Origin of the sequence: Scytonema sp. PCC 10023, assembly GCF_963920835.1 — a bacterium.
Lineage (GTDB): Bacteria > Cyanobacteriota > Cyanobacteriia > Cyanobacteriales > Nostocaceae > Kalymmatonema.
Genome location: NZ_CAWUDP010000071.1, coordinates 18,862 through 31,363, shown reverse-complemented (window position 1 = coordinate 31,363; position 12,502 = coordinate 18,862). Strand labels below are relative to the sequence as shown.

12 protein-coding genes are annotated in these 12,502 nt (G+C 42.9%); 9 read left to right on the top strand and 3 right to left on the bottom strand.

What is annotated here, in order from left to right; genetic code table 11:
- Positions 1–109: 109 nt before the first annotated feature.
- The 6 genes from ACM0OZ_RS33265 (at position 110) to ACM0OZ_RS33240 (ending at position 4,485) form a co-directional block, all read left to right on the top strand.
- Positions 110–583 (top strand): GNAT family N-acetyltransferase, encoded by a 474-nt coding sequence (locus ACM0OZ_RS33265; RefSeq protein WP_414587118.1) that lies wholly within the window; start codon positions 110–112, stop codon positions 581–583.
- Positions 584–826: 243 nt separating this feature from the next.
- Entirely contained in the window at positions 827–1,255 is a 429-nt protein-coding gene (locus ACM0OZ_RS33260) for a MarR family winged helix-turn-helix transcriptional regulator (RefSeq protein ID WP_414587117.1), read from the top strand.
- A 103-nt stretch (positions 1,256–1,358) separates the two neighbouring features.
- Complete coding sequence (locus ACM0OZ_RS33255; protein ID WP_414587116.1) at positions 1,359–1,973, top strand: Crp/Fnr family transcriptional regulator; 615 nt, start codon at positions 1,359–1,361, stop codon at positions 1,971–1,973.
- A 174-nt stretch (positions 1,974–2,147) separates the two neighbouring features.
- Positions 2,148–3,044, top strand: a complete 897-nt coding sequence (locus ACM0OZ_RS33250; protein WP_414587115.1) for a helix-turn-helix transcriptional regulator — start codon at positions 2,148–2,150, stop codon at positions 3,042–3,044.
- Positions 3,045–3,124: 80 nt separating this feature from the next.
- Positions 3,125–4,111 (top strand): aldo/keto reductase, encoded by a 987-nt coding sequence (locus ACM0OZ_RS33245; protein WP_414587114.1) that lies wholly within the window; start codon positions 3,125–3,127, stop codon positions 4,109–4,111.
- Between the two features lie 77 nt (positions 4,112–4,188).
- Positions 4,189–4,485 (top strand): hypothetical protein, encoded by a 297-nt coding sequence (locus ACM0OZ_RS33240; RefSeq protein WP_414587113.1) that lies wholly within the window; start codon positions 4,189–4,191, stop codon positions 4,483–4,485.
- On the opposite strand, the gene ACM0OZ_RS33235 is transcribed toward ACM0OZ_RS33240, so the two are convergent.
- Both ACM0OZ_RS33235 and ACM0OZ_RS33230 read right to left on the bottom strand, forming a co-directional pair.
- The gene (locus tag ACM0OZ_RS33235; protein WP_414587141.1) at positions 4,452–5,699 is read right to left on the bottom strand and encodes a cysteine desulfurase-like protein; all 1,248 of its coding nucleotides are present in this window, start codon (positions 5,697–5,699) and stop codon (positions 4,452–4,454) included. The two genes, ACM0OZ_RS33240 and ACM0OZ_RS33235, sit on opposite strands and share 34 nt — an antisense overlap.
- A gap of 349 nt (positions 5,700–6,048) precedes the next feature.
- A complete protein-coding gene (locus ACM0OZ_RS33230) occupies positions 6,049–7,389 on the bottom strand; it encodes an RNA-guided endonuclease InsQ/TnpB family protein (RefSeq protein ID WP_414587112.1) in 1,341 nt (446 codons plus the stop codon).
- A 64-nt stretch (positions 7,390–7,453) separates the two neighbouring features.
- Here ACM0OZ_RS33230 and ACM0OZ_RS33225 point away from each other — a divergent pair, with 64 nt between their 5' ends.
- From ACM0OZ_RS33225 to ACM0OZ_RS33215, 3 genes are all read left to right on the top strand, one after another.
- Complete coding sequence (locus ACM0OZ_RS33225; protein ID WP_414587111.1) at positions 7,454–7,627, top strand: hypothetical protein; 174 nt, start codon at positions 7,454–7,456, stop codon at positions 7,625–7,627.
- A 789-nt stretch (positions 7,628–8,416) separates the two neighbouring features.
- On the top strand, positions 8,417–8,848 hold the full coding sequence (locus ACM0OZ_RS33220) for a response regulator (RefSeq protein ID WP_414587110.1): 432 nt from the start codon (positions 8,417–8,419) through the stop codon (positions 8,846–8,848).
- A gap of 501 nt (positions 8,849–9,349) precedes the next feature.
- Positions 9,350–9,784, top strand: coding sequence for an RrF2 family transcriptional regulator (locus tag ACM0OZ_RS33215; protein ID WP_414587109.1), 435 nt, complete (start codon positions 9,350–9,352; stop codon positions 9,782–9,784).
- 477 nt (positions 9,785–10,261) lie between these two features.
- Here ACM0OZ_RS33215 and ACM0OZ_RS33210 read toward each other — a convergent pair whose 3' ends face one another.
- Positions 10,262–12,337, bottom strand: a complete 2,076-nt coding sequence (locus ACM0OZ_RS33210) for a S9 family peptidase (RefSeq protein ID WP_414587108.1) — start codon at positions 12,335–12,337, stop codon at positions 10,262–10,264.
- Positions 12,338–12,502 lie beyond the last annotated feature (165 nt).

Sequence of the window (12,502 nt, the reverse complement as noted above, 5' to 3'; positions counted from 1 at the left end):
GTTTGTAGTTGTACACAAAGATGTTCAAAGGACACCTCACAATTTCCCCTCCATTCCTCTCACCACTAATCTGATTACAGATTTAGTGGGAGTCTCCTGGAGGTTTTAGATGAAAATACGATTGTTTCATGAGCAAGACGCTGAGCAAATAGCGCAGTTGTTCCACGATACCGTGCGTGAAATCAACATTCGTGAGTACTCAAGCAATCAGGTCAAGGCATGGGCACCAGATAATATTCATTTTAGAAACTGGGCAAAGGTTTGTTCTGAACGACTCACTTATGTTGCTGATGATCAAGGTGTGATTGCAGGTTTTGGCGAGTTAGAGTTGAGCGGGCATATAGACTGCTTCTACTGCCATAAAAATTATCAACGAATGGGTATCGGCAGTCAAATTTACCGTGCGATTGAGACAAAGGCTCGTGAATTAGGAATGAATCGCTTGTACACCGAAGCAAGTATTACCGCAAAGCCATTTTTCTTGCACATGGGCTTCGAGATCATTAGGGAACAACAAGTGGAACGCAGGGGAGAGAGTTTTGTTAACTACTCAATGGAGAAGTTTCTAAAAAATGCTGTCTAGCAAGTTGGTGATGCATTAGGCATCATTGCAGAATCAGTACTTCACCTCGATGTAAAGAGCAGGGTTTTGTAATAACTGCATCAAATAGAGATTATATGAGCTAGGGCTGGCTGTCTTGCCTGATATTGCTAAAAATATTCCAATGCCTGCAAAATCTTGTCGGGTTTTCTACACTAACGACAAGTTGCTAAATGTTCATCAAACATTGTACATTTTATTTAGCTGGCTAAATATAACTCATATATGTCTGAAAAACCCATACAAGAAACCTTGTGCTGTTTGATGGTGCAAGTGTGTAAGGCACACCGCAATCAAGCTGCTACGGTTTTGGCTGAACTAGGATTGCATACTGGGCAAGAAATTTTGCTCATGCATCTGTGGGAACACGATGGGTTAATCCAATCTGAACTGGCTTCATTGATGCAAGTCGAAGCCCCAACTCTCACAAAAATGATACACAGGATGGAAAAAGCTGGATTTTTGGAGCGACGTAAAGATGAAGAAGATGCGCGAATTTGCCGGATTTACTTGACACAGGCGGGGCGATCGCTCCAAGAACCAGTCACCTGTGCTTGGAATCTTCTAGAAAAACGGATATTAGCTAACTTGACACAGGAAGAGCAATTTGTGTTGCGTCGGTTGCTTTTGCAGGTTCGCAATAACCTAACTTGAAGCTTGTTTTTTCACCATTTATTTAGCCAGCTAACAAATTCCGAAAAACGACAATCTACTCTATTCATCCAAAATCTAAAAATCCAAAATCGGAGAAGGCTGTATGGATTTGTTGACGTTGGATACCTTGCCAGTAGAGTTACGGAATGCAATTGTACACCGTGACTTAGCAGCAGGAGAAAACCTCTTTCAACAAGGAGACTTGGCATTATCTTTTTTTGTTGTAGAAACGGGACGAGTTAGACTTGTCCGCTACACCAGTGGCGACAAAGAGGTGACTTTACAGATTGCTGGTTCTGGGGAGGGTATAGCTGAAATTGCCTTGTTCTCAGAAACTTACCCGTGTACCGCAGTAGCAGAAGTGAATTCGCGGGTGATTATCTATCCCAAAGAACTTCTTTTGTCAGCAATCCGTAACAATTCAGATTTAGCAGAAGATTTCATGGCAATGCTAGTGCGGAAAATCGAGGATTTGAAAATACGCATAGAGTTGCGAGATATTCGGGCAGCGCACGAGCGACTGCTGCGATATCTACGCTATCAAACACAGTCTGAAGAACAAACCGTCGTTAACTTTGACCGCCCCCTCAAAGATATTGCTGCTGATTTGGGTCTTACGCCTGAAACCCTCTCCCGGGCATTGACGAGGCTAGAGCGCGATGGGATGATTACGCGAACGCGTCTTTCGGTCACGCTTGTGAATTCACCTGCTGCTTGATTTAAATCAATGAAATTTTGCTACCGAATTCATTACCATATCAAATTGGTTTGAATATTGGCTAAAGTCTGGAAATCTAGAAAAATTTAAGCATGACCCAGATAGCGCTTGCTCCTGTTGTATCTAGCTTACCCAAAGATGAGCAACTGCCAGCGATTAAACCAGGAAAAGCCTTTGCTCGTTGATTTCAAAGAGCAAGGAGCTTCTCTTGCAATTTTTCCTAACCCACCTGTGTTAACCAGTTTGCATACAGAATGGAGCGGTATTCATTTTGAGCATCATCATCAGCCTAGTCACGATACCCCAGAGCATTGCCTGACAATGCATACTATCAGTATTGCCTTAGACGTTGGTTCCACAGAAAGATGGTTTGACGGACATAGAGAAAGCGAATACCAGACGAAAGGAACCACAGCGATTATTCCGGCTGGGACACTCCACCGTTGCTTATGGCAAAAAGAGGTTCAATTCATGTTTGTGGCTATTGACCCTAACCTTTTGATACAGTTAGGTGTGGAAGTCGCAGCACCTGAGGACATTGAACTGATTCCTCACTTTGCCACATTACAAGATCCGCTGATTTTGGGTATATTATTATCGCTTAAAGACGAACTAGAGTCAACAAATCAAGGAGATAATTTCTATGTTGAGCAGTTGAAAACGACGCTAGTTCTTCATTTGTTAAAAAAATATTGTGCTAAAAAACCTCAAATATCAACGTATGTTGATGGATTGTCTAAGTCTCAATTAAGACAAATTATTGAGTATATTCACAGCCATGTTGACTCGGAAATAAAATTGACCACGCTAGCAGAAATGGCGGGAATAAGCCAATACTACTTCTGCCAACTGTTTAAGCAATCATTGGGTATAAGTCCTTACCAATACGTCCTTCAGTTGCGCGTAGAACGAGCAAAACAGTTGCTCAAGAGCCAAAAGATGACGATTTGTGATGTTGCTTTGGCGTGCGGTTTTGCCAATCAAAGCCACTTTACCAAACACTTTCGCAAACTGACAGGGACGACACCCAAGGCATATTGGAAAAATTTATCAGTGGCGAGCGCACAGTAGGTGTAGCGACCTGCTTTCCAGAGATAGTCTAACTTGCAATAAATGCAAATAAGCAGAAAGTCAAACAAGGAGAAAGTGTTATGAAAAGGAGAAAACTGGGACATCAAGGACTGGTTGTTTCAGAACTGGGACTCGGTTGTATGGGTATGTCTGAGTTCTATGGAAATAGCGATGAGTCTGAAGCGATCGCCACGATTCATCATGCTCTTGACCTCGGTGTGAACTTCCTTGATACCGCTGATATGTACGGTCCCTTTACCAACGAGCAGTTAGTTGGTCGAGCCATCCAAGACCGTCGAGATCAGGTCGTGCTAGCAACCAAGTTCGGCAATGTCCGCACAGCGGATGGCGGATGGTTGGGTATTAGTGGCAAACCAGAATATGTGCACCAGGCTTGCGATGCTTCACTCCAGCGTTTAGGCGTAGATACTATTGACCTTTACTATCAGCATCGTGTTGACCCGAATGTGCCAATTGAAGAAACGATTGGAGCGATGGCAGAACTTGTACAGCAAGGCAAAGTGCGCTACCTCGGTATTTCCGAAGCAGCTCCTGCGACAATTCGTCGGGCAGCTGCAGTTCATCCGATCACGGCGTTGCAGACCGAGTATTCCCTGTGGAGCCGCGAACCAGAAGATGAAATTTTATCGACCTTGCGAGAGTTGGGCATTGGCTTTGTCGCCTACAGTCCTCTGGGACGGGGATTTCTCTCAGGAGCAATCAAGAGTCCAGATGATTTAGCACCAGACGATTATCGTAGGGCTTCCCCACGCTTCCAAGGCGAGAACTTTGACAAGAATCTGCAATTGGTAGAGCAAGTCAAAGCGATCGCCGCTGAAAAAGGCGCGACACCCAGTCAACTAGCATTGGCATGGATTTTAGCTCAAGGCGACGACATTGTTCCTATCCCTGGCACAAAACGCCGCGCTTATTTAGAAGAAAATGTGGCAGCAACCCAAATTACCCTCACCCCAGAGGATTTGCGTCTTCTTGATGAGGTGGTACCTAAAGGAATTGCAGCAGGTGAGCGGTATTCGGCTGAACATATGAGCACAGTCAATCATTGACATTTTCTCACAGCGAACCCCAACGCCACTACCGCCAATCCTTAACGGATGTGGCGGGAGTCTCCTGGGGGTGCTAGATGAAGCTGGTTAATGTTCCATTTATGACTGTTGTGATGTGTGTTGCATCGAGAGCGATCGCTCCCGGCGTAATAGCAACCTTACCCAAGATCAGCCGAAGTGCTCCCTTGACTATATCAAGCGACTACCGACCCCAGAGATTGGCGACTCTTCCGACATCTCCTCCTTCACCGAAGAGCGGTCGGTTTAAGTTGGAGATGCCCTCATTGCCGCCCGCCAGAGCAATCCCGCCACTGAACAGAGTACCGTTTCAGTGGGGGACTTACGGCAAGGAAGTTAAAACTTGCAACACCTGATGAATCTCTTCGGCTGTATTATAATGTAGCAGCCCAATTCGTAGTAAGCCGCCACTTACTTCTACGCCTAGCTTCTCAATCAAATTTAGGGCATAGAAATGACCATGCCAAACAAAGATTCCGCGATCGCCTAAAGCTTTAGCCGTAAATTCTGGCGTTTGTCCAGCCAGTCGAATTGCTACGGTTGGTGTTCGCCAAGCAAAACGACTCGCATCAGTGATGCCGTAAAAACTTAAGCCAGGAATCTGCAATAGTCCTGAAATCAGCTTGTGGCTAAGTTCTCTTTCATATTGCTGAATTGCTGACATTGCTGCTACTAAGGCAGCACGGCGATTATGATCGGCAGATGCGCCCGTAACATGACAACCTAGTTTTGCTAAATAGTTAACTGCCGCCACCACACCGGCTAAACCCTCATAATTCAATGTTCCTGTTTCCCAGCGCGATGATACTTCATTTGAGGAAGATTTTACTTTGTATGGAGTGAGTCGGCTAAGATGTTCCCGCTTACCATAAAGAATACCAACGTGCGTCCCAAAAAACTTGTAAGCAGAACAAGCAAGAAAGTCACAGCCTAGCGCATGTACATTAATCGACCCGTGAGGAGCATAATGAACTGCATCGACGAAAACCCAAGCACCCACAGCATGTGCAAGCTCTACTATTGCTGGTATATCGTTGATTGTTCCCACAGCGTTGGAAGCGTAACACACGGCTACCAACTTTGTGCGGTGATTAATCTGCTGTGCCAAATCGCTCATATCTAAGGTGCAGTCTGCGACGTTGATATCAACAACGCGGATAATTGCACCTTGTTCCTCCAATAGATACCAAGGAGAAACATTGGCAAAATGGTCAAGTCGGGTAACAATAATTTCATCACCTGGTTGCAGTTCTCGACCAATAGCTCGGCTCAAGGTGAAGGTGAGCGTAGTCATGTTAGCACCGAATACCACCTCATCGCTACTGCAACCCAAAAAATCAGCCATCGCAGCACGAGCCGAGGCAATCAACGCAACTGTACGTGCACTTGTGGCAAAAGCTCCGTATGCATTAGCGTTTGACTTCACCAGATAGTTACTGATTGCATCTAGTACTGACTCAGGTACCTGAGTAGCACCTGGTCCATCAAAGAAAATAGTAGGTTGACCGTTGATTTTTTGTGTAAGAGCCGGAAATTGAGCACGTATCCATTCCAAGTCAAGAGGCTCCATAGCAAAATTACTGGTTGTTTTTTCAGAGCCATCGCTTTTCTGTGCATTACTATTGCTGACAGAAATTTGGTTGCTATCCTTCATAAAGTTTGTAAGAGTTCCAGGGTTCACGCCAAGTCCTAAAGAGGCATCAATCACAGGACCTCGAAGTATTCTGGCTTGTTCAGTGCACAAGAATAAGGCAAGCTCCGCAATCTCATCAGGCTCGATTAACCTACAACCAGGAAGACTGTTATTTGACACTCCCCGCTCTAAAGAGACGGGGATTCTTAAGACATCGCTACCTTAATATCCTGATTAATCAGGTTCCCAGGCTCACCACGTTTGCACGGGAGTGCGTGGTGATTTCTCATAGCCGTTGTTTCGGGCGTTTAAGTTCCGAGGAGTCCCCCCGTACTATAGAAAATGCTCTATCTCTAATGGTTTTTGCAGCACCAATATCAGCATTCGTCATGTATCCACATTGAGAACAAATGAATTTCTCACCATCTCTATTCGACTCATCAATATGGCCACAGTTACGACATTGCTGGCTAGAGTGTTTTGGATTAACTTTAATTACAACCTTTCCTAACTTTACAGCTAGATACTCGATTTTTAAAATCAATTCAGCCCAACTAGCATCAGAAATAGAACGATTTAAACCTTTCTTTCTCGACTGTCCATTCTTTAAGAATCTACCAGTATTCTCGTCTACTTTTGGCTTACAACGACGCTTCATTCCAGAAACATTGAGATTCTCTAGAGCGATAGCATCAATGTTTCTAGAAACAATTTTATTAGCTGTCTTCCATTGGTAAGCTTGACGTTTATCAGTAATTCTTTTATGCAACAGTCCTACTTGATTAGTACACTTTTTACGATTATTGCTACCTTTCAGTTTCTTACTGATACGTCTTTGCCTAATCTTTAAAGTACGCTTAGTCTTTTTATTGCTTGCAAATTTAGGATTTTCAATTTGATGGTTGTCAGAAAGGTGGACTAATTTTGTAATCCCTAAATCACAACCGATTATTTTGTTAACGTCGGTCAAAAGTTTGGCAACGTAGTCTGGTAGTGTCTTGTCTTCAATTCTAATAGAAACATACCAACCATCTTGGCGCTTACGAATTGTGGCAGCTTTAATGGTGAAACCAGGGGGTATTGGGCGGGAATTGTAAAAACGCATCCATCCCAATTTTGGTAAATAGATTTTGCTACCCTGTACTTTTACACCCATTTGGTAAGTAAAAGATGTGAAATTAGAGCGATTTTTGAATTTAGGGAATCCACGACCCTCAAAAAAGTTCTTGTACGCAACATCAAGACGCTTTACGTTTTGCTGCAAAACTGTCGAATCTATTTCAGCATACCAGGGTCTAGCTTTTTTCAATTCTGGTAATGCAGTAATTTGAATATCACCAGCGCCACGTCTAGGATTTTTATGTTGAGAATCTTTCCAGGGTTCACCCGTTGCACCATTCTTGCTAACAAAACACGTTAGTGGGCAAGCTTCTCCTCGCGGAGACGCTTCGCGAACAGCTTTAGTTTTTATGTCGCAGTAATTACCTTGAATATACTGTTGGCTATATTGAGTCAATCGGTCATTCAAACACCAGTTGTAATGACTTCTGAGCATATCAACCCAGCTACCCATTTTAGATTGCTGAGTAATGTTAGGACGCAACTTGTATACGTAATTTGTTAGCAAGACTTTATCACTTCCTTTATTTACGTCGTATACAATACGACTATAACACAAAAGTGAGGTTGTAATGCCTAGAAAAAAAATTTATGGAGAAAAGAAAACTAAGTTGACATTAACTTTGACTCAAACAGCTAAGGACTGGCTTGAAAGTAAGCAAATTGAATTTAAAGCCAATAGCTTGTCAGACACTATAGAAAGAATGGCAAGAGAAGATATCACGGTAGGAAGACAGCCTACGTAGGCGGCTTTCATCCCTTGTCGGCATCACGGATGTGACCGACTCAGGAGAGTCACATCCTCAAGGGTTTTCAGCCAGCCATCCTTATAAATAAAATCTATGTTTTTTGTTTTATAATATTTATTTATAAAACCACGGCTTTAAATGAACGTGAGTTCGAGGGGTTGAAAAAGTTATTCCGGGATTTACTATTTCACTCGGACTTTTCGCAGTCATTGCAAAGGCGACGCTACTTCCCGTTCAAATGACATTGAATCGTGCCACACTCGTGCTGTTTCTGACTATTGTCATGTGTGTTGCATCGGGAGCGATCGCTAAGGAGCGTAAGTTACAGTTTGCTGACCCTGCCGATATTTTCTAATTCTTACTCATTACTAGAAAAAAGCCCTGTTTAAAGAGGGATTAAATGTAATATGCTATAGTGCTATCTCTTCAGAGTTAAACATTTTTATTACGTAATTTTGTACCTCCATTCGATAGACTTTTTTACAATTTTATTGGATTGAAAAAACAAAATATACATTAAGAAATCCCCCCGTTCGGCAATGGAGGAAAATAGCAGGGGGGATTGGCGTTATGTTGGTGTTTATCCATTTTCTAGTATTAGTAAACGTTAGCGAATGTTTTACCACCATCTGATAGATATAATTGTTAATTTGTTATGTAATCTCGGTGACAAAGTATTCCCAGACACATATAAATTTAATAATAATCAATTCCAAGAGTAGAAGTTAGAGGACAACAGAACTAGTTACTTTGTAAATAGTGGAGTGTTTCGATTGCTTTTTACTAATGGGTGAAACCTGCAAAACCATTTTGTTAGTCGAAGACGAGCCTGATGCACGATTTTTAATCGTCAGTTCATTTGAATTCGCTGAATTACCAGTCTCTTTTCAAGTCGTTGAAAATGGGCAAGAAGCTATAAACTACTTGTCGGGTAAGGAGCCTTACGGTAACACAGAGCGTTATCCACTACCAGTGATGATATTGACAAATATCAGGCTGCCCGATGTGTCTGGTTTTGAGTTACTTGAATGGGTTAAGCGGCATCCCAAATTGAAACATTTACCAGTTTTGGTAATGAGTGTCTCTGACGATCCAGATGATTTGATTCAAGCCGCTACTTTAGGGGCTTGCTCCTACTTTGTTAAAACGTCATCTTACGATGATTTGATAGACATTGTGGTAAAACAAATATTTGACAGCAATGTTCCGTTGACTTGATATTGCCAAGACTTATTAAGTCAAAGTAACGCTAACTATTTTTAACCACTGCACTTTTTGGTGCTTTTCCCGATGGTAAGAAAAGAAAGTGAGGTGTAGGGTGGGCAGTGCTCAGTAAAACCTGATGCTCCCGACATAAGTTTAGGACACTGCCCACCCTACAGTCGAAAAATGGACACCCATATTTGAGGACTTTTGTCAATGCGTAAGTCCTAGTAGTGTTTTATTGAAGAAGAAGTCAAAAGTCAGAATTCAGGAGTCAGAATCAATGTACGCCCCTGGATTCAGACCCCAACGAAAGTGAACACCCTGCTGTTGTCGTTATTTAAACCCCTTTACTCAACCGAGCGTCGCTTAACCTTCGTTCTGAATTCTGGCGACTGACGCCTCTGTTCTTTCTGTTAATAAAATTTATTTATAATTTTGATAAAAACAAACATTTGCTTTTATGAATAGAAGTTTCTAAAGTAAAAGCAACCAGCTAGTAAGGGCTGTGCGCTGATGAAACTTTCAAACAAACTTGAATATGCAATTTTAGCCCTGCTAGAACTGGCAAAGCGTTATCATAGCGACGAATCTTTACACATTCGAGGCATAGCAGCGCTACAAAGTATACCAACACGTTACTTAGAGCAGATCCTAGCAACATTGAGGAATGGGGGTTTGATTAAGAGCGTTCGCGGGTCAAAAGGTGGTTATGTCTTAGCACGAGACCCCAAAAAGATTACGGTTTTGGATGTGTTGAACTGTATTGAAGGTGTAGATGCTGTGTCTGCTCCCGATTCCACTCCTCAAACAGTAGACAATGAGGTGATTGAGGAAGTTTGGGAACAAGCAAATCAAGCAGCTTACTCTGTGTTGCAAAAATGTACCCTTCAAGACCTTTGTGAGCGACAAGCAACTAGGCAACAAATGGAAAATATGTACTATATTTAAAAATGCTTATGAGAAACCTGTGTTCAAACTATCAAAGTATAGCGGGAGGGTGAGAACCCCTACTATGCGCGAGAGGGGTTGGGTCTGAAATAGACAAATATGCCCAGCCTTATCCATTCATACCCAAGAAAGATTTCTCTTTGAGGCGGTGGCGAGGCGGTTTTCGTATCACATAGTTACCAAATCTAACTAATCAAACCGCCTCGCCACCAAGGCGCTCGCATATTTGTCCATGCTTTATGAAGCGGATGAAGCCCGACACGTAGGACTTTAGTCCGCAGTGTCTCTTGCCCATTGTTCAATTAATTCACTAATACCAATTCTGTATGAAGGTGCGCCTTATAAAACCCCCCTGTAGTCCCCCCGAGCTCGCGGGGGGACGGCGTTAGCCGGGGGGTAAAATACATTGCAGCTTCACGCAGAAACGGTATAAGTTAACACCAATGCACATTGTTGTGTCCCTACAAACCACTGTACTTAGCTTTCACTGCATCCTAAACCTAACCTATCTAAAACAAAGGCGTACTCAAAAGCTAATTCTTTCAAACTTTCATAACGCCCAGATGCGCCGCCGTGTCCTGCACCCATATTAGTTTTAAGTAGGAGAATGTTGTTATCTGTTTTAAGTTCTCGTAGTTTTGCCGTCCATTTGGCTGGCTCCCAATATTTGACACGAGAATCATTCAAGCCAGCAACGATGAGGATATCTGGGTAATCCTTCGCCTCGACGTTATCGTAGGGCGAGTAGGACTTCATGTAGTCGTAATAAACTTTGTCGTTGGGATTACCCCATTCTTCCCATTCCATGACTGACAGCGGTAGGGAAGTATCCAGTATAGTCGTCACTACGTCTACAAAGGGTACATCAGCAACGACGACTTTAAAAAGGTCGGGACGCATATTCATCACTGCTCCCATCAATAAACCGCCTGCACTACCGCCGGAAATGGCAAGGCGATCGCTCGATGTCCACTTTTCGCCAATCAAATATTCTGCACAGGCAATAAAATCGGTGAAGGTGTTCTTTTTCTTCAAGAACTTGCCATCTTCATACCACTTGCGCCCCATTTCTTCGCCGCCACGAATATGTGCAACAGCAAACACTATCCCACGATCTAGCAGCGCAAGTCGATTGGAAGAAAAAGACGCCGGGTAAGATGCACCATAAGAACCGTATCCTGTAAGATACAAAGGATTTTTACCATCTTTTTTGATTCCCTGTTTGTAAACAATGGATATGGGAATTTGTGTACCGTCTTTGGCGGTAGCCATCAGCCACTCACTCTTATACTGAGTTCTGTCGTAGCCACCGAGAACTTCTGTTTCTTTTTTCAACTCCCGTTCATTTGTTTCCATGTCATAGTCAAACACAGATTGCGGAGTGATCAAAGAGGTGTAATTGAACCGCAGGATAGTCGTGTTAAATTCCGGGTTACTGCTTTCGTAAAAATTGTAGGTTGGCTCTGGAAAGGTAATTTTATCTTCCTTGCCTGTCGATAAATTTTGCACTCGCCCAATTGGCAATCCACCCTTTCTTTCGTAAATTACCATGTGATTGGCAAACAGGCTAACACCTGAGAGCAGGATATCTTCTCGATGGGGAATGACAGTCTGCCAATTCTCTTTGGCTGGCGAGGCTACCGGAGTTTTCATCAGTTTAAAGTTGATTGCCTCCTCATTTGTAACAATGTAAAAGTCATCACTGTGATGGTCAACGTCGTATAGCACCCCGGTATTTCGTGGGTGGATTAATTGAAAAGAGCCGATGGGATTATTAGCATCCAAATAGTGAACTTCTGATGTGATTGTGCTACCCACACTCATCAAGATGTATGCCTGACTCCGGGTTTTCCCAACATATAAATGGTAAGCATCATCTGATTCTTGATAAATGAGAGCATCTTCATCAACAGAATTGCCTAAACTGTGCCGAAATAGTTGGAAGGGACGGTTTGCCTCATCAATTTTGGTGTATAATACTGTCTGATTATCATTACCCCAAGCCAAAGAATAATTAGTTTCAGAAATGCTTTCTGGGTATAACTCGAATGTCTTAAGGTCAAGAAAGAAAAGCGTGTATTGCTCAGCACCACTGGTATCAATGGAATAAGCTAAGATTTGATGATTAGGGCTAACTTGCAATACACCTAAGCTCAAAAATTCATGCTCTTTTGCTAGTTCATTTTGATCTAGCAGCACTTGTTCGGGAGCGTCGAGGCTGCCCTTTTTGCGGCAGAAAATTGGGTAAGCTTTTCCTTCTTCAGTACGTGAATAATAATAATAGTCATCTTTACGGTATGGCACTGACAAATCGGTTTCTTTAATCCGACCAAGCATTTCCTCGTAGAGCTTTGTTTGCAGCGTTTCAGTGTGCTGCATCATCGCATTGGTGTAAGCGTTCTCAGCTTCCAGATAAGCGATAACTTTCGGATTGTTCTGCTCACGCATCCAAAAGTAGTTGTCAACTCGCTGATCTCCGTGCAATTCCAATACTTGCGGCTGTTTTTCGGCGATAGGTGGAGTCACTGTAGTTTGTAAATCATGTTCGTTCATATTTCTTAACTTTAACTAATTGGGGAGCTTGAGGGGCTATAAGTCCCCCACTATACCGCGCAAGCGGTTAGTGGTGGTTGTTGGAACCCCGAACAGGCAATTTTAGGGGTATGCGCCAAGGGCGCATACCCCTAAAATTGCCAATAGATAAGAGCTTACTGCTAG